Origin of the sequence: Nitratidesulfovibrio sp. (assembly GCF_040373385.1) — a bacterium.
GTDB lineage: Bacteria > Desulfobacterota > Desulfovibrionia > Desulfovibrionales > Desulfovibrionaceae > Cupidesulfovibrio.
Genome location: NZ_JBDXXH010000012.1, coordinates 17,639 through 40,590 on the forward strand (window position 1 = coordinate 17,639; position 22,952 = coordinate 40,590).

18 protein-coding genes are annotated in these 22,952 nt (G+C 64.5%); all 18 read left to right on the plus strand.

Annotation, left to right across the window (positions count from 1 at the left end; translation table 11 throughout):
• The first annotated feature begins 7 nt into the window (after positions 1-7).
• The 18 genes from ABWO17_RS15970 to ABWO17_RS16055 all read left to right on the plus strand — a co-directional run bounded on the left by ABWO17_RS15970 (position 8) and on the right by ABWO17_RS16055 (position 22,940).
• Positions 8-727 carry a DUF2062 domain-containing protein gene (locus tag ABWO17_RS15970; protein WP_353120279.1) on the plus strand — a complete coding sequence of 240 codons (720 nt, stop codon included), beginning with the start codon at positions 8-10 and terminating at the stop codon, positions 725-727.
• Between the two features lie 185 nt (positions 728-912).
• The gene (rsmA, locus tag ABWO17_RS15975; protein WP_353120382.1) at positions 913-1,725 is read left to right on the plus strand and encodes a 16S rRNA (adenine(1518)-N(6)/adenine(1519)-N(6))-dimethyltransferase RsmA; all 813 of its coding nucleotides are present in this window, start codon (positions 913-915) and stop codon (positions 1,723-1,725) included.
• Positions 1,726-1,916: 191 nt separating this feature from the next.
• The gene (locus ABWO17_RS15980; protein ID WP_353120281.1) at positions 1,917-2,189 is read left to right on the plus strand and encodes an HU family DNA-binding protein; all 273 of its coding nucleotides are present in this window, start codon (positions 1,917-1,919) and stop codon (positions 2,187-2,189) included.
• 15 nt (positions 2,190-2,204) lie between these two features.
• Positions 2,205-2,393, plus strand: a complete 189-nt coding sequence (locus ABWO17_RS15985; protein ID WP_353120283.1) for a hypothetical protein — start codon at positions 2,205-2,207, stop codon at positions 2,391-2,393.
• Positions 2,394-2,587: 194 nt separating this feature from the next.
• The gene (gene rpsU / locus ABWO17_RS15990; RefSeq protein WP_012611647.1) at positions 2,588-2,791 is read left to right on the plus strand and encodes a 30S ribosomal protein S21; all 204 of its coding nucleotides are present in this window, start codon (positions 2,588-2,590) and stop codon (positions 2,789-2,791) included.
• A 127-nt stretch (positions 2,792-2,918) separates the two neighbouring features.
• Complete coding sequence (locus tag ABWO17_RS15995; protein WP_353120285.1) at positions 2,919-3,365, plus strand: GatB/YqeY domain-containing protein; 447 nt, start codon at positions 2,919-2,921, stop codon at positions 3,363-3,365.
• 8 nt (positions 3,366-3,373) lie between these two features.
• Positions 3,374-5,824: an endonuclease MutS2 gene (locus ABWO17_RS16000; protein ID WP_353120286.1), complete on the plus strand. Its 2,451-nt coding sequence runs from the start codon at positions 3,374-3,376 to the stop codon at positions 5,822-5,824.
• A 95-nt stretch (positions 5,825-5,919) separates the two neighbouring features.
• On the plus strand, positions 5,920-7,719 hold the full coding sequence (gene dnaG, locus ABWO17_RS16005) for a DNA primase (RefSeq protein WP_353120288.1): 1,800 nt from the start codon (positions 5,920-5,922) through the stop codon (positions 7,717-7,719).
• A complete protein-coding gene (gene rpoD / locus ABWO17_RS16010) occupies positions 7,712-9,484 on the plus strand; it encodes an RNA polymerase sigma factor RpoD (protein ID WP_353120290.1) in 1,773 nt (590 codons plus the stop codon). The genes dnaG and rpoD overlap by 8 nt, the downstream gene beginning before the upstream one ends.
• 194 nt (positions 9,485-9,678) lie before the next feature.
• On the plus strand, positions 9,679-10,740 hold the full coding sequence (locus tag ABWO17_RS16015; RefSeq protein WP_353120292.1) for a GGDEF domain-containing protein: 1,062 nt from the start codon (positions 9,679-9,681) through the stop codon (positions 10,738-10,740).
• 318 nt (positions 10,741-11,058) lie between these two features.
• Entirely contained in the window at positions 11,059-13,008 is a 1,950-nt protein-coding gene (locus ABWO17_RS16020) for a multicopper oxidase family protein (RefSeq protein ID WP_353120294.1), read from the plus strand.
• A gap of 389 nt (positions 13,009-13,397) precedes the next feature.
• Positions 13,398-15,344: a sigma 54-interacting transcriptional regulator gene (locus tag ABWO17_RS16025; protein WP_353120296.1), complete on the plus strand. Its 1,947-nt coding sequence runs from the start codon at positions 13,398-13,400 to the stop codon at positions 15,342-15,344.
• A 267-nt stretch (positions 15,345-15,611) separates the two neighbouring features.
• On the plus strand, positions 15,612-17,357 hold the full coding sequence (locus ABWO17_RS16030; protein WP_353120298.1) for a rhodanese-like domain-containing protein: 1,746 nt from the start codon (positions 15,612-15,614) through the stop codon (positions 17,355-17,357).
• Between the two features lie 56 nt (positions 17,358-17,413).
• Positions 17,414-18,931, plus strand: coding sequence for an ABC transporter substrate-binding protein (locus tag ABWO17_RS16035; RefSeq protein ID WP_353120300.1), 1,518 nt, complete (start codon positions 17,414-17,416; stop codon positions 18,929-18,931).
• Between the two features lie 143 nt (positions 18,932-19,074).
• A complete protein-coding gene (locus tag ABWO17_RS16040; protein ID WP_353120302.1) occupies positions 19,075-20,004 on the plus strand; it encodes an ABC transporter permease in 930 nt (309 codons plus the stop codon).
• 61 nt (positions 20,005-20,065) lie between these two features.
• Complete coding sequence (locus tag ABWO17_RS16045; RefSeq protein ID WP_353120304.1) at positions 20,066-20,923, plus strand: ABC transporter permease; 858 nt, start codon at positions 20,066-20,068, stop codon at positions 20,921-20,923.
• An 11-nt stretch (positions 20,924-20,934) separates the two neighbouring features.
• On the plus strand, positions 20,935-21,906 hold the full coding sequence (locus tag ABWO17_RS16050; RefSeq protein WP_353120306.1) for an ABC transporter ATP-binding protein: 972 nt from the start codon (positions 20,935-20,937) through the stop codon (positions 21,904-21,906).
• A gap of 38 nt (positions 21,907-21,944) precedes the next feature.
• Positions 21,945-22,940: an ABC transporter ATP-binding protein gene (locus ABWO17_RS16055; RefSeq protein WP_353120308.1), complete on the plus strand. Its 996-nt coding sequence runs from the start codon at positions 21,945-21,947 to the stop codon at positions 22,938-22,940.
• The last annotated feature ends 12 nt before the right edge of the window (positions 22,941-22,952 follow it).

Below are 22,952 nucleotides of genomic sequence, written 5' to 3' on the forward strand. Positions count from 1 at the left end.
AACCGAGATGGAATGGTGGGGTAGGCTGCGGCGCTTCGTGCGCTTTCAGTATCTGCGGCTGATGCGCCAGTCCGCGTCGCCCCATTCGCTGGCCCTGGGGCTGGCCGTGGGGGTGTTCGTGGGCTTTCTGCCCATCATCCCGTTCCAGACGGTGGTCTCGCTGGCGCTGGCCTTCGTGCTGCGGGGCAGCCCCGTGGGGGCGGGGATCGGCACGTTCGTGTCCAATCCGCTGAATGTCATTCCCTTCTACGCCATGCTGTACTGGGTGGGCGGGCTGTTCTGGCACACCACGGTGCCCTTCGACCCGGCCAACCTGGACATGACCCGCATGCTGGAACTGGGACTGGATTTCTTTCTGGTGATGTGCCTGGGCGGGGTGGTGCTGGGCATTCCCGCCGCCCTCGCCACCTACGTGCTGACCTTTCGCGGGGTGAATGCCTACCGGCAGCGCAGGACCATCAAGCTGCTGCGCGCGTGGCAGGCCCGGCGTGACGCCCAGCTTGCCCAAGTTGCCCAGCCCGCTCAGTCTGCCGAGGCGATGCAGCCCCCCCAGCCCACCCAGACGACACCGACCGGCCAGGCCGATCTTGCCGACGGGGCGGATCCGGCAGCCCATGCCGACGACATCGCCCAGATTACCCAGATTACCCAGACTATCCAGACCACCAAGGCAGCCCAAACCGCAGACGCCAACGCTTCCGGCGTTCGCGATGGAGATGGTTCATGACCCAGCGCGGCAAGCATTCCGGCAAGCCCGGCCATTCCCGGCCCCGTTCGGGTTGTCCGAACCGTTCGGTGGCTGGTCCGGCGGGGCGGGGACGCAACCGTTTCGACGGTCCGTCGCCCGACTCGGACGACATGGTCGCGGACGTGGCTGCCGCCGCGATTGCCGGATCATGCGCGGACGACACCATGCCCTCGCCCGACGGGGCAGGGGGGCCGCGCGCCAAGAAGAGCCTGGGCCAGAACTTTCTGCGCGACCGCAACATCGCCGCCAAGATCGTGGCGGCCCTGCGCATCGGCCCGGAGGACCGGGTCATCGAGATCGGCCCCGGCCCCGGCGCGCTGACCCGGCATATCCACGCCGCCGGCCCCGCCCAGCTTTTCTTGCTGGAGAAGGACTACCACTGGGCGAGCGAGCATGGCCGCACCCGTCCGGCGGAACCGCCGGTGATTACCCCGGTACTCACCGACGCGCTGCTCTTTCCGTGGGAACGGCTGACCCCGGCCCGCTCGTGGAAGGTCATCGGCAATCTGCCCTACAACGTGGCCTCGCCGTTGATGTGGGACATCCTGAGCACGGCCCCCGGCCTTGCGCGGGCGGTGTTCATGATCCAGAAGGAAGTAGGCGAGCGCATCGTGGCCGCACCGGGCAGCGGGACGTACGGCGCGCTTTCGGTGTGGCTGCAAAGCTTCGTCGCGCCGCGCATGGAGTTCATCGTGCCGCCGCAGGTGTTCGTGCCGCGTCCCAAGGTGGATTCCGCCGTGCTGTCCTTCGTGCCGTTGGGGGCGGCGCGGGGCCGGTTCGACCCGGCGCGCCTTTCGCGCCTGCTGAAGGTGTGTTTTCAGCAACGACGCAAGCAGTTGCAAAGAATTCTGCGCAGTTATGTGCAGGGTGATGTGTCTGCGCTGCTGACGGGCCTGGGGCTGGACCCGGCGGTGCGGCCGGAAAGCCTTGCTCCGGAAGATTTTCACATGCTCTCGGAAACCGTCAAAATCCCCTGACAGCCTTGACTTTGTGCCTTGAATCGTGTTTGTCGATGCGGAGTGTACCGTTGTTCCGTTGCGTGCCGGGCGCGCCTCTGGTATTACCGAGGCTGCTTGAGAAAAAAAGCGCAAGCAGGGTGTCATGCCGCCCTCGGCGCCGAAGTCCCCAGGCAACCCGACCGCAGCTAACCCGAGAGGAGGAAAGGCAGATGACCAAGGCTGATCTGGTCGACAAGATCGCGGCAAAGGCCAACCTGACCAAGGCCAGCGCCGAGCGCTCGCTGAACGCGTTCCTGGACGCGGTGAAGGACGCTCTGGCCGCCGAAGGCAAGCTTACCCTGACCGGCTTCGGCACCTTCGCGGTCGAAGATCGCCAGGCGCGCAAGGGCCGCAACCCCCGTACCGGCGCGGAAATCAAGATTCCCGCGTCCAAGGTGGTCAAGTTCCGCCCCGGCAAGACCCTGAAGGACTCGATCAACTAGGGTTGGAGGAACAACATGTTGCACGGTGAAACCATCCACAGCCCCCTGCCGCTGGACATTCCGTGGTGGATGCCCGACCACGCCATCTTCTTCGGCGTGCTGTACGGCGTCCTTTTCGTGATCTGCAGCGGTGTGGGCTACGTGATCCTGAAGTCGGTGATGGAATCCTGCAAGGGCGGGTGTCATTCCGAGGGGCATCACTAGGCGTCAGCTTTCCACCCGTTACCGGCCGCTTGCGCGGTGCCGCCAACGGGTTCTTTTTCGGCCCTGTCCGGCATGGCCCAGTCAGGTATATCCTTGACGGGCACGGACAGGGCTTGCCTTTTGCGTGCGAGCGGTGTAAACAACCCGTTCGCACCCACCCCGCAAGGGGATTTCTGGCGAAGGGGGTGATTTCTTTGCCCGGTGTGTATCTTAACGACGACGAATACAACTTCGACATCGCGCTGCGTCGCTTCAAGAAGCAGGTCGAAAAGGCCGGCGTTCTTTCCGAAATGAAGAAGCGTCAGCACTACGAAAAGCCCAGCGTGATGCGCAAGAAGAAGAAGGCGGCCGCCCGCAAGCGTCTCCTGAAGAAGATCAGGAAGATGAACATGGCCTAAGCCGCTCCGCCTGCGCGGGGCTACGCCCCAGCAGTCCGCGACATGCCTGGAACGGGAAACCCGGAGGTCTTCCGGGTTTCCCGTATTCCGTATTTTCAGAACCCCTCTTTAGCACCGGGTGGCGACCATGAATCTTTCCGAACGCATCGAGAAGGACTACGTGTCGGCCTACAAGGCCAAGGACGCCGTGCGCCTGGGCGTGCTGCGCATGCTGAAGACGGCCGCCAAGAACCTTCAGGTCGAGCTGATGCGCCCGGTCACCGAGGCGGAACTGCTGGACGTGGTGCTGAAGCAGGCCAAGCAGCGGCAGGACTCCATCGAGCAGTTCACCGCTGCCAACCGTACCGACCTGGCCGACAAGGAACAGGCGGAACTGGTCATCCTGCGCGAATACCTGCCCACCCCGCTGGAAGGCGACGACCTTGCCGCCGCCATCGATGCCGCCATTGCCGAAACCGGCGCCAAGGGTCCGCAGGACATGGGCCGGGTGATGCAGGCCATCATGAACGCCCACAAGGGCCGGGTGGACGGCAAGGCGCTTTCCGCCACCGTTCGCGCGCGCTTGCAGGGGTAGCCTTTCACATGGAATCCCGCAGCCTTCAGGTGCTGGAATTCGGCAAGGTGCTGGCGCATCTTGCCGGGTTGTGCGTTTCCGAAGCCGGAGCGGACGCGGCCCGTGCCGTGCGCCCGCTGACCGGCATCGAGGCCGTGCATCACGCCGCCGCCCTGTTTGACGAGGCGCGGCGCTGGGCCGGTCATACGGGGTTCCGCCTCTCTTCCTTCCCCCCCCTGGACGGCGTGTTCCGCGCGCTGGACGCCCCGGCCACGGTGCTGGACCTGGACGCGCTGTGGGCCTTGCGCCAGACCCTGGGGCTGGCCCGCAAGCTGGCCGTGTCCATCCGCGAGGGCCAGTCCACCGGTGGCCGCTGGGATCTGCTGACCGGCCTGGTGGACGCCCACCCGCTGCCGCAGCGCACCGTCTCCGGCCTTGACCGCTGCGTGTCCGACGACGGCCTGCTGCGCGACGAAAGCTCGCCCGAACTTTCTCTGGTGCGCGGAGAAATCCGCCGCATCCACCAGCAGTGCACCCGCAAGGTCAAGGAATACGCCCAGCGCTACAACATCGCCCACTACCTGCAGGACGAGTTCATGACCCTCTCGTCCGACCGGTACGTGCTGCCGCTGAAGTCCAATTTCAAGGGGCGCTTGCAGGGCATCATCCACGACTATTCGCAGACCGGCGAAACCTGCTACTTCGAGCCCATGTTTCTGGTGGAGCTGAACAACGGCCTGCAGGAACTGAAGCGCGAGGAACGCGAGGAAGAGCGCAAGGTGCTGCGCTATCTCACCGACCTCGTGCGCGACGAACTGGCTGCCGTGCGCGGTGCCTACGACCTGCTGGTGGAGGGCGACGTGCTGTGCGCACGGTGCGCCCTGTCCGCCCGGTTCGAGGAATCCGGCGATGCCGGGGCCGTTTCGGTCACCGAGGGCGGTCATGTTTCCCTGCTGGGCGCGCGCCATCCGCTGTTGGCCCTGGCCGCCGCGCGCGGTGAAAAGGGCGGGGCAGCCGCCGGGCAGTCCGCGTCGCCTGCCCCCGGTGGTCCGCGCGGTACGGACAAGGGCAAGCGCTCCGCCGGACATGCTTCGCAGCATGGCCCGCAGGCCGTGGACATCGAACTGCTGCCCGGTCAACTGGGCCTGGTCATCAGCGGCGGCAACGCGGGCGGCAAGACGGTGTGCCTGAAGACGCTGGGGCTCATCGCGCTGATGGGCCTGGCCGGGCTGCCCGTGCCGGTGCGCCCCGGCAGCTCGCTGCCGTTCCTGACCGACATTTTCGCATTCATCGGCGATGAACAGAGCCTTGAGGACAACGTGTCCACCTTCACCGCGCAGATTCGCCACCTGAGCGGGGTGTGGGACCGCCTGGGCCACGGCGCGCTGGTGATCCTGGACGAATTCGGCGCGGGCACGGACCCGGCACAGGGCGCGGCCCTGGCCCAGGCCGTGCTGGACGAGGTGATGGACGCGGGCTCCACCGTGGTGGCCGCCACCCACTTCCCGGCACTGAAGGCCTACGCCCTGACCCGCGACAAGGTGCGCGCCGCCTCGGTGCTGTTCGACCCCGTCACCAAGCGGCCGCTGTTCCGTCTGGCCTACGACCAGGTGGGGGCCAGCCAGGCGCTGGACGTGGCCCGCGAGCACGGCCTGCCGGAAGCGGTGTTGCGCCGCGCCGAGCAATATCTGTTGCTGGACGGCGAGGACACCAGCGCGCTGGTGGACCGCCTGAACACCCTGGCCGTGCAGCGCGAAGCGGAAATTTCCTCGCTGCGGGCCGAAGAAGCCCGCCTGCGCGACAAGCGCACCAAGCTGGACGAGCGCTTCGAGCGCGAGCGCCGCACCCTGTTCGAAGCCGTGCAGGGGCAGGCCAAGACCGTGTTGCAGGAATGGAAGTCCGGCAAGGTCAGCCACAAGCAGGCCCTGAAGGCCCTGGCGGAAACCCGTGCCCGGCTGGTTTCCGGCGCTGCGGGCGAGGCCGACGGCAGCGCGGCAGCGTCCGATGCGCCCCAGCCGCCCGCGTTGCAGGTGGAAACCCTGCGCGCCGGGCAGGCCGTGCGCTATGTGCCGTGGGGCAAGAAGGGCACCGTGGTCGAGGTGGACGCCCGGCGCGGCAGGGTACGCATGGACCTGAGCGGGGTGACCATGTGGGCAGAGGCTAAAGACCTGGCCGCATTGGACGAAAAGCCTCGTGTGGCCGTTGGCGCGGTGACCCGCACCATTTCGGACGCAACCGCGTCCATGAGGGTTGACTTGCGCGGGATGCGTGCTGATGTTGCCGTAAGCGAACTTTCGCGTGCGCTGGACAAGGCCCTGCTCGCGGGCATGTCGGCGGTGGAGGCCATCCACGGTCGCGGCACCGGGGCCCTGCGCAAGGAAATTCACGCGTTTCTGAAGACATTTCCGGCCGTGCGGTCGTTTGTCCTGGCCCCGGAAGACCAGGGCGGCGACGGCGTTACCGTTATCGAACTCAAGTAGCTGGTCCAGTTGAAGAACAGGGTTGTAATGATGCAGGGCGGTCCGCGTGCCACGCGGTCCTTCCTTTCACGCACCCGGAACACCGGAACGGCGGCATGAAACGCAGGGACGGCTCGGTCGTGCAGGCCATCAAGGCCCGCCTGAACCTCGTGGAGGTGGCGCGCCGCTACGTCGAGTTGCGCCACACCGGCGGCCCGCGCTGGATGGCGCCGTGCCCGTTCCACCAGGAGACCAAGCCTTCCTTCTCCATCAACGAGGAGGAAGGATTTTTCTACTGCTTCGGGTGCCAGGCATCGGGCGACATTTTCGATTTCTACGGACGCATCCACGGTCTCGAATTCCGCGAAACCCTGGAGGCCCTGGCCGAAGAGGCGGGCGTTTCGCTGGAGGACGACTGGAAGCCGGACCCCAAGGTGCAGCGCGAACAGTCGTTCAAGCGCCAGTGCCTGCGCATGTATGACGTGGCGCGCGAACATTTCCGGCGCAACCTGACCATCCCGGCCGGTCAGGAATGCCGCGACTACATCGCGCGGCGCCAGCTTTCGCCGGAGATCGTGAATTCCTTCGAGCTCGGCTGGAGCCTGCGCGAATGGTCGGCCCTGGCGGACGCACTGCGCCGGGCGGGCTTTGCGCAGGCGGACGCCGCCCAGGCGGGCCTTTTGTCGCGCAACGACGCGGGCCGCATGTTCGACCGTTTCCGGGGCCGGATGATCTTTCCCATCAAGAACCTGGCAGGGCAGGTCATCGCCTTTGGCGGGCGCATCATCGCCGACGAGGACCAGGCCAAGTACATCAACAGCAGCGATTCGGCCATCTACAAGAAAGGCGAGCATCTTTACGGATTGTTCCAGGCGCGCCGGGCCATGACCCAGCACAAGACGGCCATGCTCACCGAAGGGTACATGGACGTGCTGACCTTGCACCAGTACGGCTACAACATGGCCTGCGGGGCGCTGGGCACCGCGCTGACGCCGGACCAGGTCAAGCGGCTGGGCGGGTTCTGCTCCACGGTGGAGCTGCTGTTCGACGGTGACAATCCCGGTCGCAAGGCGGCCATGCGCGCCTGCGAAATGCTGCTGACGCGCGGCATGCGCTGCAAGGTGGTGCTGCTGCCCGACGGAGAGGACATCGACAGCCTGCTGCACGAGCAGGGCAAGGACGCCTTCGAGGCGCTGCGCAAGAGCGCTCCCGATGGGCTGGAATTCTGCATCGACACCCTGCGCACGCTCTATTCGCCGGGCGACGCGCTGGAGTGGTCGCGCAACCTGCTGCGGCAGGCCGGGGCGGGGCACGCGGACGGCCAGTTGCTGGCGTCGCGTTTTCTGTCGCGCATCGCTTCCGGCCTTGGCATCCGCGAGGAAGCCATCCGCGAAGGGCTTTCGGGTGATTTCTACAAGGGTGCCGCAGCGGCCGCACCCGGCGGGAGAGAGGCGCGCCAGTCCGCGCCCCAGCGCCGGGTGGATGCCGTGCACACCAGCGGCGACGCCCCGGCCAAGCGTGACCGGGCGGTGATGTTCTTTCTGGTGCGCTACCCGCACCACTTCGCCCGTCTGCGCGAGGCAGGGGCCGAACTGGTGCTGGCCAGTCCCTGGGCACGGGAACTGTGGGGCAAGATGGCCAGCCACGGCGCAGAGCCGGAACAGCTGCTGCCCAATCTTTCGGAACGCGAAAAGGAATTCTGGATCAGGTGCAGGACGGGCGATGTCCCGCCCCGCGACAAGGAACTCGAGGAATTGCAGGATCTGCTTTCCGGCATCGAATCGGTGACCACACGGGAACTCGGCGCATCAAGCATGATGGCCGCCCTTCGCCAGACGGCGACTTCCACCGACCCTGCCGCAGGCATTGAATTGCTCAGGGCCCTTCAGGAAACGTTGGGGAGATCGAATGGGTAACATCAAGGATATTCAGCAGATCAAGTCGCTCATCGCCAAAGGCAAGGTAAGCGGCTTTCTGACCTTCGACGAGGTCAACAAGGCCCTGCCGGCAGAGGTCAACACGCCCGAGCAGATCGAGGAGATCATCGGGATCTTCGACCAGCTCGAGATCGCCATCGTCGATACCGAGAAGGACGGCAAGAAGATCTCCGTGTCGCCCGGCGAGTCGGAAGAGGAACCTTCCGGCGAACCGGGGCTGGACCTGGTGGAGGACGAGGAGTCGGCGGACTATTCGTCGCGCTCCACCGATCCGGTGCGCATGTACTTGCGCGAAATGGGTGCCGTGCCGCTGCTTGACCGCGACGGCGAGGTGCTGATCGCCAAGAAGATCGAACTCGGCGAGCAGGACGTGTTGTACGCCCTGGTGGAAGTGCCGGTGGCGGTAGAGGAACTGATCAACGTCGGCGAGGACCTGAAGCAGAACCGCATCAAGCTGAAGGACGTCGTCAAGACCATAGAGGAAGACGACCCCAGCGAAGACGAGATGAACCAGCGCTCGCGGGTCATCCTGCTGCTGGACGAGATCAAGCATACCTACAAGAAGAAGCGCAAGGTCTACGCCAAGCTGGACGACTGCTGCACCCTTGAACGCCGGGTGACCGCCATCCAGAAGGAAATCCTGGGCTTCAAGGAAGACATCGTCAACCGCCTGCGCGACATCAAGCTGGAAAAGACCCTCATCGACCGGATCATCGAGACGGTGGAAGACTACGTGCGGCAGATGCACAACTGCCAGCGCGACCTTTCCGCCTACATCCTGTCCACGGGCAAGACCCAGGTCGAGATTCAGGACATCTTCCGCATGCTGGAAGCGCGCGAGATGAACCCCGTGGCCGCGTCCGCCGCGCTGGGCATGACGGTGGAAGAGCTGTTCTCGTTCAAGGAAATGATCATCGGCAAGATCGAGATCCTGAGCCGGTTGCAGGACAAGTGCTGCCACAACGTGACGGACCTTGAGGAAGTGCTGTGGCGCATCAAGCGCGGCAACACCCACGCCATGCGCGCCAAGCAGGAGCTGATCCGCTCCAACCTGCGCCTGGTGGTCAGCATTGCGAAAAAGTACACCAACCGCGGCTTGCAGTTCCTGGACCTGATCCAGGAAGGCAACATCGGCCTGATGAAGGCCGTGGACAAGTTCGAATACCAGCGCGGCTACAAGTTCTCCACCTACGCCACGTGGTGGATACGCCAGGCCATCACCCGCGCCATCGCCGACCAGGCCCGCACCATCCGCATTCCGGTGCACATGATCGAAACCATCAACAAGCTCATCCGCACCTCCCGCTACCTCGTGCAGGAACTGGGGCGCGACCCCACCCCCGAGGAAATCGCCGAGCGCATGGATTACCCCATCGACAAGGTGAAGAAGGTGCTGAAGATCGCCAAGGAACCCATCTCGCTCGAAACGCCCATCGGCGACGAGGAAGATTCCAGCCTCGGCGACTTCATCGAGGACAAGAAGGCAGTGGCCCCGGCGGAAGAGGTGGTCAACACCAAGCTGTCGGAGCAGATCGCCTCTGTCCTGGCCGACCTTACCCCGCGCGAGGAGCAGGTGCTGCGCAAGCGCTTCGGCATCGGCGAAAAGTCGGACCACACCCTTGAGGAAGTGGGCAAGCTGTTCAACGTTACCCGCGAGCGCATCCGGCAGATCGAGGCCAAGGCGCTGCGCAAGCTGCGCCACCCCGTGCGCAGCCAGATGTTGCGTTCATACTACGAAAGCTAGAATTCATGCGGCCGCCCATGGCGGCGCAACGCATTCGCTGATAAGATCAGGGGCGGCCAGCAGGCCGCCCCTGCCGCGTGTTGGGGGGCAACGGACAGCCGTTGTACGCACGTGGCGGCGCATACGCATGGCGCGGCTCCGTACCGGCCTGGCGATGCGTGGACTTGATATTCCGGTAGGAAGGACGGACACCCATGGCCGACAATACCTGCAACTGTTCACGCCGCCAGTGTACCTTCTCGGGCGAGGAGCGGCTGTGCGAGATGCTGGACCGCGCGGGCGTGCCGCACGACAGCAAGTGGCGCACGCTGATCTTCTACATGCGCGGGCTGGGCGAGTTCAGCACCCTGAATGACGACCAGAAGGCCCGCATCCAGCAACTGCTGGTGGACGTGCTGCACCGCCGCGACTTCAGCGAGCAGAGCTACCACGACGTGCTGCGGGCAGACCGCGACATCCGCGTGGAACCCTACGAATGCCGCATGCGCGAGGCGTTGCAGGAAGCCGAACGGCTGGCCCGCGAATTCCGCGCCATGCTGCACCAGCGGCGGGGCGACATGGACAAACTGGAGCAGGACAGCGTGCGCGCCGTGGAAAGCGGCCTGGACCCTGCGGAAGTGGTGCGCCTGTTGCGGGCCACCTTCAGCGAGGTGCGCGAGCAGATGGACAATGATGCCATCCGGGTGGGTGAACTGACCGTCACCGATCCGCTCACCGGCCTTGGCAACCGGCGTGCCTTCGATACGGCGCTGGCGGCGGGCGAGGCGGCCTGGAAGGGCGGTACGGCCCTGGCGCTGGTGCTGTTCGACGTGGACCGCTTCAAGCGGATCAACGACCAGCACGGCCACCGTATCGGCGATCAGGTGTTGCGCACCGTGGCCGAGGTGCTGCGCCGCAAGGTGGATGATTGCAACCGCAGCATGCCCGAGAGGGGCGGGGAATGTGCCTCGGTGGTGGCGCGCTATGGCGGCGAAGAGTTTGCCCTGGTGCTGACCGGAGAGGGCGCGCAGCGGGCAGGCGAGATCGCCGAGTCGGTGCGGTCCGGGCTGGAGAGCGTCAGCTTTGCCATCCGTGACGGGCAGGGCCAGGTGGTGGAGCATGGCGTGCGCGTGACCCTGAGCGCGGGCGTGGCCCACGCCGGGCCGGGCCTGGCAGAACCGCTGACGGACAGCCTGTTCGACCTGGCCGACAAGGCCCTGTACGAGGCCAAGCGCGAAGGCCGCAACCGGGTGCGGGTGGCCATGGACGCCACCTAGCGGGCAGGCGCCCGGCGCATGGCCGCGATATTCCCGCAACCTCTTCGTATACTTCAATGTCTTGCTGAATCATCAGGGGGCTGCCGGAAACGATGCCCCGTGTCTCTCCGTCTCGCGTGATGACGAGCTGAAGTCGCCCCGGCCATATGGTCTGGGCGTCTTTCGTTGTGACGGACAGCATTGGACACCCAGGGGCATTCTTTCGCGTGCACGGATTGCAGTGGGAAGGGAAAGGTGTATTCTGGAAACATCGACCCTTCTGCGCACGTCGCCCGCGACGCTGCTCCCCCTGAATCCCTGTTACGAGGGAGGCACGCCATGTCCACGAAGGTCCATCGCAACGATCCCAGGCCGACTCGCGCCGATGCCCCCGCGCGCCTGAGCCGCCGGGATTTTCTGCTGCTTACCGGCGGAACGGCCCTGGCGCTGGGCATTGCCTCCGGATTGCCGCCATGGCTGGGCCGGGCAGGGGCGGCCACGCCCCGCATGATGTCCGGCGGGCCGCTGCCGCTACCCGGCCAATCCGGCCTGTTCGGGGTTCTGAGCCCCACCGGACCGTTCACCCTTGCCGCCGGGCTTCAGGCCGGCTTGCTGCCCGCAACGGGCGGGCCTCTGCTGGCCTACACGACCGAACATCAGGGCATCGTCTACCATAACCCGGTGCTGGTGCTGGAGAAGGGGCAGGACTTCGCCGTGCGGATGGTCAACGGACTCGATCGGTTGGGTCCGGCACCCGTCGGCCACGGTTCCCACGGTGCCAGCGCCGGGGCAGCGCCATCCGGCCCGGACACCATCATTCACTGGCACGGCGTGGATTGCCCGTGGCAGCAGGCCGGGCATCCCATGTATGCCGTGGGACCGGGGGAGCATTACGATTACGCTTTTCCTGTAACCAACCGGGCGGGCACCTACTGGTACCACCCGCACCCGCACGGGGACACCGCGCGGCAGGCCTATCTCGGCCTGGCCTCGTTCTTCATCGTGCGCGACGACGCGGAACGCGCCTTTGCCCGCGAACTGGATCTGTCCCTGGGAACCACCGATATTCCGTTGCTGTTGCAGGATAAACGCATCGGCCCGGATGGCGGGCTGGTTTATGCACCCACCGAGGATGAACTGTTCATGGGGTATCTGGGCGACCGGATTCTTGCCAATGGCGCCCATCTGCCCACGCTGTCCGCGTCCACCAGGCTGTACAGGTTCCGCATGCTCAACGGTAGCACGGCGCGGATTTTCAACCTGGCTTTCACGGGAGGCGGTGCGGGCAAGGCCGGTGCGCGCCTGCCCATGACCCTGATAGCCAATGACGGCGGGTTCCTTCCCGCCCCGCTTCGGGTGGAAGGAGTGTTCCTGGCACCGGGCGAGCGGGTGGAGGTGCTGCTGGACCTGCGCGGCATGGAACTGGGGGCGCAGGTGTGGTTGCGCAATCTTCCCTTCGATCCCATGCACAACGAGATGGAGCACGGGACCGGAGAGGCTGGGCACGACAACACGGGCGGGGCCCACGCCGGTGCGGTTACGCCCACCGGTCCCGCACGGGGAATGGAAATGGGTCATGACGGTTCCATGGCCCACGGCATGAACCGTGCCACCCTGCCAGCAACAACGGGCAGCCTGGCTGGCCCAAGTGGGCCGGGTGGGCAAGGCGGAACAAGTGGGCAGGGCGGACACGCAGGGCACGGGAGCGGGCCTGCGTCCGGCAGTGCAGATGGGGAATCTGCCGGGCTGGCCGAGGGCGGCGACTACCCCATCCTGCGGGTGTCGGTGGATCGCACGGAACGTTACGACCGCAAGATCCCCGAAAAATTGCCTGTACCGGGCGAGCCCGTGCCCGCCACGGGGGGGCAGCCCGCGTTCAGTCGTGTGCTGCGGCTGGAAGCCAACGGCAAGCGCTGGACCATCGCCGGGGAAACCTTTGTCATGGACCGTCATCCCATCACCGTGCCGGACAGGCGCCACGAGACGTGGGCCATGGAAAATGCGGCTCGCAGCATGCCGCACCCCATGCACCTGCACGGGTATTTCCTGCGGGTGCGCGAACGGCGGGGCAGCCCGGCGCAGGTGCGCGCCCTGGCCGTGGACGGCACGGGCAGGTTGCCCACCGACCTTGGCCTGAAGGATACTGTTCTGGTGTGGCCCGGTGAAACGGTGCTGGCCGACGTGAACTTCGGCAATCCCGCTTACCCCGGCGAACAGATATTCCTGTTCCACTGCCACAATCTGGAGCACGAGGACCAGGGGATGATGGTCAACGTGCGCTTGCCGTAGGCGGTTCGTCTCACGGGCATCCCGTTCGCCATCAGTTCCGGGATCCCTCTGTGTTCCGGGCGCGTTCCATGACCGCGAAATCCCCCCACGGGGATACCGTTGCCCGCTTCGCCGCCTGAAGCCGGGTCCGCATCGTCGTGCCTGCGTTGTCGACGCCCCGCAGCCAGCGGAAGGGAGTACGAAGCGCTGCTTGTCCGTACGGGAACTGGGAGGGCGGGCATGCCATGCCCCTGTCGCATCCCCGGAATTTCACGCATCATTCCCGCGAGCCATGGTGTTGTGAATTTTCCGGTCCTGCCCTAACGAGAAAGCAGTCCCCCGGGCCATGCCGCCCGACACGCATGCGGGGTCCCTTCCCGCGCAACATTCCATCACGACGCAGGTTTTCCATGTCGCCCGAAGCTCCCCCCTACCGGTTCGCCCTGCTCGCGCATTCGCCCGACGTGGCCGAGTCCGTCCGGCTTTTCGTGCATGATTCCGGTTACGACACCCAGTTCCGCATCGTGAATTTCACGACGGCCGTGTCCGTGGCCAGGGAATGCCTGCAAAGCGGCACGGAAGTGGTCATCTGCCACGGCGGCACCGGCAACAGCATTCTGCAGGCCCTTGGACATTCCGTGGTCGCGATCGACCGCACGGACATGGACGTCATCAAGACCGTGCGGCGGGCGAGCGCGGTCGGCCGGGACATGGTTCTGGCCGCGTACCTGGACGAGGAGCACGACATGGAGGCCATCGAAGAGCTTCTCGACGTGCGGCTTCACCATATAGCCTACTCCTCGTCCGAGGAACTTTTCGCCTCGATAGACGACCTGTACCGGCAGGGGGTGCGCGTTCTCGTGGGCGGCGGGGTCAGCAAGGCGTACATGGAACGCCTGGGCGGCACGGGGTTCGTCATCGCGCCGAACAGGCACAGCATCGAAAAGGCCTTCCGCCAGGCGGAGGCGATAGCTCGCCGCAAACGCCGCGAAATAATGCAGCACGAGGATCTGCTCGCGGTCTTCAAGCAACTGGGCGAAGGCGTGGTGAGCGTGGACGCGGCGGGCAGGCTTCTGTTCGTCAACCAGCGGGCGCTGAACCTGCTCCGGCTGCCGCGCGGGCTGGGGGCTCAGGCCGGGGCGATCCTCGAAAGGCTGCTTTTGCCCGAGGTGCTTGCGAGCAGGGCGCCGAGTCAGGATGCGCTGGTTGAAATAAACGGCGCGCAACTCGTGGTCGCCACGCTGCCCACCTTTATCCATCACGGCGAGCCGGGCGCGGTCGCGCTCTTTCAGGATGTCGCCGCGCTGCAGAAAATCAACCGCAAGATCGGCGAGGAACTCTACGCCAAGGGTTTTGTCGCCCGCTATGATGTGGAGGACATTCTGGGACAAACCCCCGGCATCCGCACCCTGAAGAAGAAGATTCTAGATTTCGCCCCGACCTCGGCAGCGGTTCTCATAAACGGCGAAACCGGCACGGGGAAGGAACTCGCGGCGCACGCCCTTCACAAACGGAGCACGCGCAGCGCCCACCCCTTCGTGGCGGTGAACTGCGGCGCCGTTCCGGAAAACCTGCTGGAGAGCGAACTCTTCGGCTATGAAGAGGGCGCGTTTACCGGCGCCCGCCGAGGCGGAAAGGCCGGATTGTTCGAACTGGCGAACAACGGCACCCTGTTTCTGGACGAGGTGGGCGAGATAAGCCACGAAATGCAGTTGCGCCTGCTGCGCGTCCTCGAGGCGGGCGAAGTCATGCGCGTGGGCGGCAGCCGCTTTCTGCCGGTGGAGGTGCGGATCGTCAGCGCATCGCACAAGCCACTGTTGCAACTGGTGGCCGAACGGAAATTCCGCCGCGATCTGTACTACCGTCTTTCCACCTTGAAGATTCAGGTGCCCCCCCTGCGGGAGCGGCTGGACGACGCGGCGCTGCTCGTCCGCAAGCTGCTGCCCCGCTACGGTAAAGCGGAAAGTGTGCTCTGTCCCGAACTGGAACGGCAGATACGCACGTGGAATTGGCCGGGCAATATCCGGGAATTGCTGGCTGTCATGGAAAGCTACCTCATCCAGTTGAAAACGGACGGGTCCGACCCGGAGCTGTTCGCGGCCATACTGCAGGAGAACATGATGCCGGAACACGCCGATATCGGCGTCGCGTCGCCTTTTCCGTCACTGTTCGATCCCGAAGGAACACTGCGGGACAACTTGAACGAGGCCAGGCGGTTCATCGTCGAACGGACCGTGACCTTTCATGGCGGGGACAGGAAGGCCGCCGCCCGCTCGCTCGGGATCAACTATTCCACCCTCTGGCGGGCCATGTCGCATGGCGGTTCACCGGAGCCTTCAGACAGCGAGTCCGGGTAGTCCCGATCATCCTTCCCGGCGCGATGCGCTTTTGCGTTTTTGCATTTGAAATGCATTTCTGCAAAAAAAACTGCTTCCGCCCCCCTTGTGACTGTCGTGCGCATGCCCGATGTGCTGTGAAATAAGTCCAACAAGAAAGGGATGTTGCACGGGCAGTCATTTTCCGTCACTTTTATGTGGTGGAATGGAAACAGTTTATATTCAAGACTGTTACGACGGATTCCCGCTGTCCACTCCGTGCTTGGCGGGCGCGGCGTGGTATGCTTCGTGCTATTCCCCGACCGCGCGGCGTACGCGCTGGTAGAGAATATCGCGGACAAAGGGAGGTCTGGTCGTATGAGTGAATGTGCCGCAAAGGCAAAGTATCCCGCCACGTCGGGAGAGCGCTGGACATGGTGCACCGCCCGCGAAGCCGAAGCGCTGTTTGCCGGAACGAAAGAGCTTGCGGTTCTGGATGTGCGCGAGCAGGGGGAGTTTACCCGGGGGCATATCCTGTTGGCTTCGTGCGTGCCGCTCAGCCGGCTTGAGCTGCTTGCCGAAGACCTTGTGCCGTGCCGACGCACGCTGATCGTGCTTGTCGACGATGGCGACGAGAAATGTTCTCCCCGGGCGGAAAGGGCGGCGAGCCGCCTGGCGGACATCGGGTATTCGCAACTGCGGGTACTGAAGGGCGGCATGCGGGCCTGGCTTTCGGAAGGCCTGACGGAGGTCTCCGGGGTGGGCGCGTTGAGCAAAGGCTTCGGCGAATACGTGGAGTCGCGGCTGCACACTCCGGCGCTTGACCCGGCAGAGGTTAAGCAGCTTCTCGAACAGGAAAGGAACTCCGTCATCATCGACGTGCGTCCGCGCGACGAATACACCCGCATGAACATCCCCGGGGGGATAAACGCCCCCGGTTGCGAGGTGCTGTACCGCTTCGCCGACCTGGTGCCCGACGCGAACACCACGGTCATCATCAACTGCGCCGGTCGCACGCGCAGCATCATCGGCACGCAGACCCTGCTGAACGCAGGCGTTCCCAACCGCGTCTTCGCGCTGAAGGGCGGGACGATGAACTGGCGGCTGTCCGGCCTTTCGCTTGCCTTCGGCACCGCCGAATGTTCCGCCCCGCCTTCCCTGAAATCCATCGAATACGCGCGGCAACGCGCCTTCGCCATAGCCGAGGCGTTCGCCATCCCTTTTGCCGAGGCCGACGAGGTGCATGCCTGGCAGAAAGAGGCGGACGGCACGACGCTGTATCTTTTCGACGTGCGGCAGCCCGAGGAATTCGAAACCGGACACTTGCCTGGCTCGCGCAACGCGCCCGGAGGCCAGTTGGTTCAATCGACTGATGAATACGCCGCTGTGCGCAACGCGCGCTTCGTCCTCGTGGACGATACGGAAATCCGCGCGATCATGACCGCGCATTGGCTCAAGCAGATGGGCCTTCCCCACGTGTACGTGCTGCGTGGGGGGCTTGGCGGGTCGGGCTTGGGGGCGGGGGGCCTGGACACGGGCACCGTCGCCCCCGCATGCAGCTATGCGCCGCCCGCGACGGAGACGATTCCGGCCCCGGTCCTTGCGGCACGGCTGGAGGCGGCCCCCGCGTGCCTGGTCATCAACGTGGGCGGCAGTGGCGCGCACCGCAAGGGGCACATCCCCAGGGCGGCCTGGGTCGCCCGGGGGTATCTGGAGCTGGCGCACGCCTGCCATCCGGACGCCACCGAGGTCGTCGTCACGTCGGACACCGAATATCATGCGCGGCTTGCCGCGGCCGACGCGGCGTTGCTGTGGGACAAGGCCCCGGTCAGGGTGCTCGCGGGCGGCAACCCCGCCTGGGCCTCGGGCGGCTTTCCGCTGGCGACGGGCATGCCGTGGGCGTTGTGCGCCGAGGATGACGCCTGGTACAGGCCATACCAGGATCCCGACGCTTCGCCGGACGCCATGCACAGTTATTTTGATTGGGAGTTCGGACTTGTGGAGCGCATCAGAAAGGACGGTGCAGTGTCCTTTCAGTTGTTCGAGAAAAAGTGACACGTATTGCAGAGGCTCTCTGGATATGCACAACATTTTTCTGATTCGGAGGAGCAATGTACACACTGATCAGATCATTGTTTTCGGCCCTGCTCATCCTTGCCATGTGCGCCAGCACGGCATTCGCCAAGGGCGATACGCTGACCGTCGGCATCGTCCAGGGCTGTAAGGCGCTGGACCCCCAGAACACGATAGCCGGCGTGACCTACGGCGTCGTCGTGCACATCAACGAAACGCTTGTAGGCTTGGAGGACGGAAAGCTCGTTCCGCTTCTGGCGCAAAGCTGGAAAATGCTGGACGACAAGGTTTCGTACGAATTCAAGCTGAAGCCGGGCGTGAAGTTCCATAATGGCGAGACCATGACCGCGGACGACGTCGTCTTTTCCTTCAAGCGGGCGCTCAGCCCCGCTGGCGTGGCCATCAAGTCGTTCTCCATGTATCTGGCCGACGCGAAGAAGATCGACGACCACACCGTGGTGCTGCGGGCCGTTAGTCCCATGGGCGAAACCTTTCTCGGCAGCTTGAGCCACCCGTGGGCGTCCATCTTCAGCAAGAAGGCTGTGGAAGCTTCCGGCCCGGATTACGGGCAGCACCCCGTGGGCACCGGCAAGTTCAGGTTGAAGGAACTGGTGCCCGGCGACCGCGTGGTGCTGGAGCGTTTCGACGGCTACCACGGCACGAAGGCCCGCGTCAGGAATCTGGTGTTCCGTTCCATCATCGAGGCCACCAGCCGTACCATCGAACTGGAAAGCGGCGCCGTCGACACGATCATGGACGTCGCCCCTGTCGACGTCAGCCGCATCAAGGATAACCCGGCCCTCGAGGTGGTGTCCGTGCCGTCGTCCCGTAGCTACCACATCGGTTTCAACCTGAAGAAGGCCCCCTTCGACAATCGCAAGGTGCGCGAAGCCGTGAACATGGCCCTCAACCGTCCGGGCATCATCAAGGTAGTCTTCCGGGGCCAAGCCGAAGCGGCACGCGGCCCGGTGCCCTCCACCATCACCTACAACAAGTTCGGGAATTCCCCTGAAACGCCCTACGATCCGGCGGCGGCCAGGAAGCTGCTGCAGGAAGCCGGCTTTCCAAAAGGGTTCAAGACGGCCCTGCTGATTCCCGACCGCACCGACTATCTGGGCATCGCCACGGTGGTCCAGAACAACCTTCGGGAAATAGGCATCGACATGGAAGTCAAGGTCATCGAGTCCGGCTCCTTCCTTGATGTGGTCCGCGAAGCCGACCATGATCCCTATCTCACCAACTGGGGGGGCAACGTGCCCACGGCGGACCCGTTCTTCTCCATGACGCCGCTGTTCCACTCGCGAGGCATCGGTCAGACGAACCGCTACTACTACAGCAACCCCCGGGTGGACGAGTTGCTCGACAAGGGCGTCCAGACTCCCGAAGGCCCGGAAAAGGCGGCGATCTACGGCGAGATATGGGACATCCTCAACGCCGACCTGCCCCAGACGACGCTGCTGGCCCCAATGAACTTGTACGGCAAAGTGAAGAACCTGAAAGGCATCGAGTATTCGCCCACGGTGATCAACTACTTCGGCAATGCGTACTTCGAATAGCTAGAAACCGTTCCTTTCCGGCCGGTACGGGTGCTGCCCGTACCGGCCGGAAAGGACAGGCGCATATTGCCGCCGGTTGCAGGCCACAGGGGGCACGGCGCCCGCTATCTGCACATCCCGTCCCGGCATGAGGAGGCGCATGCATGTTCCCGTACCTGATTCGCAGGATTCTCGCGATGATACCCGTAGCCGTCGGGGTGTCGCTCATCATCTTCACGCTGCTGTACATCACCCCCGGCGATCCCGCCCGCCTGTTCCTGGGCCAGGAGGCAAACGAGGAAAGCCTTCAGGAATTCCGCCGCGAGCACGGGTTGGACAAGCCGTTCCTCACCCGCTACCTCTCCTTCGCTTACGATGTCGTCGTGCATCAGGACCTTGGCCGGTCCTACGCCACGCGCCGCCCCGTGTCGGGGGAGATAGCGTCCACGTTTCCGGTCACGCTGAACCTGTCGCTGGGGGCCATCGCGCTTGCCACCGCGCTGGGCATGACGTTCGGGGTGGTCTGCGCCGTCAAGCAGTATTCCATCTTCGACAACGTCACCATGGTCATCGCCATGCTCGGCATTTCCACCCCCATATTCTACCTGGGCATCCTGCTCATTCTCTGGTTTTCGGTGCGGCTGCGATGGTTGCCGTCCTCCGGCTTCGACACCATGAGCCAGCGCCTGCTGCCGTGGATCACGCTGTCGGCGACCTCGATGTCGATCATCACCCGCATGACGCGCTCGAGCATGCTCGAGGTCATCCGCTCGGACTACATCCGCACCGCGCGGGCCAAGGGGCAGAAAGAGTCGGTCATCATCATCAAGCATGCCCTGCGCAACGCGCTCATCCCTATCATAACCATCGTCGGCATCCAGTTGGGCCATCTCATGGGCGGCTCGATTCTCGCCGAATCCGTCTTTTCCATTCCGGGCGTCGGTCGTCTTGCGGTGGACGGCATCAAGGCCCGCGACTACCCCGTCGTGCAGGGGGCAGTGCTGTACATAGCCATGGCGTACATGGTTCTCAATCTCATCGTGGATTTCCTGTACGCCTGGGTGGATCCCCGCCTGCGCACCCGTTACAGGTGATTCCGCCGCGCCGCGCTGTCCCGCCCGGTAAACAGGTTTTCATCCCATCAAGAGGGGCGATATGTTCACGTTGCGTAAGAACAGCAATCTTCATCTGACGCTGGTGCGCCTGAGCCGCAACAGGCTGGCGGTGCTGGGCCTGATAGTTCTACTGCTGCTTGTGGCGACGGCGGTATTCGCGCCGTGGCTCGCGCCGTACCATTTCGCGACGCAGGACCTACTGGCCGCCTTCGAGCCGCCAAGCTGGGCGCATCCGCTGGGTACGGACGACTTCGGCCGCGACATTCTGAGCCGCATCATCTACGGCGCGCGGGTGTCCCTGCAGGTGGGCATTTTCGCGGTGGCCATCGCCATGGTGTTCGGCGGCGTGCTGGGGGCCATCTCTGGGTATTACGGCGGGCGCATCGATGGCGTGATCATGCGCGTCATGGATATCCTGCTCTCCATTCCGCAGATATTGCTTGCCATCTCCATTGCGGCGGCGCTTGGTCCCGGGCTGTTGAACTTGACCATCGCGGTGGGCGTCGCCGCGCTGCCCACCTTCGCCCGCGTGGTGCGCGGGGCCGTGATGTCGATCGTCGGGCAGGAGTTCATCGAGGCCGCCCGCTGCATGGGGGCCTCGGACGCATGGATCATCGCGCGCCACATCCTGCCCAATTGCAGCGCGCCCATCATCGTGCAGTCGACCCTGCGCGTGGCGCAGGCCATTCTGGCCGCCGCGGCGCTGAGTTTTCTCGGCCTCGGCATCCAGCCGCCGTTTCCCGAATGGGGCGGCATGCTGGCGGGCGCGCGCGGCTACGTGCGCGACTATGCCTACATGACCATTTTTCCTGGGCTTGCCATCATGATCACCATCATGGCCCTCAACTTCCTTGGTGACGGACTGCGCGACGCCATGGACCCCAAGATGAAAAGATAGGGGAGACCCACATGCCGCAACACGACGAAATTCTTTTGGACATCAGTGACCTGCGTGTCCAGTTCCATACGGACACGGGCCTCGTGAAGGCCGTCGAAGGTCTCAACCTGCGCCTGCGCAAGGGAGAGGCCCTGGGCCTGGCGGGAGAGACGGGCGCGGGAAAGACCACCACCGCCCTTGCGATCATGCAGATCATCGCCTCGCCCCCCGGCCGGATAGCCAGCGGCAGCATTCACTTCGAGGGAAAGGACATGCTGGCGCTGTCCGAAGAGGAAAAGCGGCATGTCCGGGGCGGAAAGATATCCATGATATTTCAGGACCCCATGACCTCGCTGAACCCCGTGCTGCCGGTGCAGGAGCAGATCGCCGAAATGGTGCGCCTGCACAATGCCGTGACCGAGGCCGAGGCGCTCGACAAGGCCCGAGACATGCTGGGGCTGGTGGGCATCCGTCCGGAAAGGGGAGGGGATTACCCGCACCAGTTCAGCGGCGGCATGAAGCAGCGGGTCGTGATCGCCATCGCGCTTGCCTGCAACCCCTCGCTGCTGATCGCCGATGAACCCACCACCGCCCTCGACGTGACCATCCAGGCGCAAGTTCTGGAAGTCATGCGCGAACTGAAACAGCATTACAACACCGCGACCATCCTCATCAGCCACGACCTCGGCGTCATCGCCGAATTGTGCGATTCGGTGGCCGTCATGTACGCCGGGCGCATAGTCGAGACGGCGGACGCGAAAAGCCTGTACGCCAATCCGCTGCATCCTTATACGCAGGGGCTTTTCCAGTCCATTCCCGACCTGACGAAGAATGTGAAGCGCCTTTTCTCCCTGCCGGGGCTTCCGCCCGACCCCACCGATCTGCCTGCCGGCTGCTGCTTTTCCCCGCGCTGCGAGCATGCTGACGATACGTGCAGGAACATGCAGCCCGAATTGCGCGAAATAACGGCGGGGCATTTCGCGGCCTGCTTCAAGGCCGCCTGAAACACCGGCTCTCGCCCTTGCCGACGAAGGAACATGCCATGAATACCGGACACGATACCCCGCTCATCCAGACCCGCAATCTGAAGAAGCACTTCGCGACGCCCAGGGGCGCCCTGCACGCCGTGGACGATGTCGACATCTCCATCGCCAAGGGCGAAACGCTGGGCCTGGTCGGGGAGTCGGGCTGCGGCAAGTCCACGTTCGGGCGAGTGGTCATCCGCCTGCTGGATGCGACGGCAGGCTCCGTGCTGTTCAACGGCGCGGACATAGTCAGCTACAACGCCAAGGATCTGCGCGCATTCCGGAAAAAGGCGCAGATGGTTTTCCAGGATCCCTATTCCTCGCTGAATCCTCGTCTGTCCGTGGAGCAACTCATTTCCGAGCCGTTGCGCATCCACAGGGTCTGTGTCGACGAGCGGGAGATCACCGGGCGGGTCAGGCAACTGATGGATATCGTCGGACTTGCCCAGCGGCTGGCCACGTCCTTTCCGCACGAACTGGACGGGGGGCGCCGGCAGCGCATCGGCGTGGCCAGGGCGCTTGCGCTCAACCCGGAATTCATCGTGCTGGACGAGCCGGTTTCGTCGCTCGACGTGTGCATCCAGGCGCAGATACTGAACCTGTTGCAGGATCTCAAGGACGAATTCCGATACACCTACCTGTTCATCACGCACGACCTCAGCGTGGTCCGGCACATTTCCGACCGCATCGCGGTCATGTACCTTGGCAAGGTGATAGAGTTGGCGGACCATTTGGAAATATTCAATAATCCTTCGCATCCCTATTCCCAGGCCCTGCTTTCCGCCATTCCCATTCCGCGCATCGACGCCTCGCGCAAGAACAGGATACTTCTGGAGGGTGACGTGCCGAGTCCCATCAATCCCCCCGCCGGTTGCCGGTTTTACGGACGCTGCCCGTCCCGGCGGGACGATTGCAAGACGCGTTCGCCCGAGTTGGAGCAGATCGCCCCAGGCCATTTCGTGGCCTGTTTTCATCCTGGCCCCATCCGAAAACCGGGGGGGTGCGGGGCGTGACGGGCGCCGCAC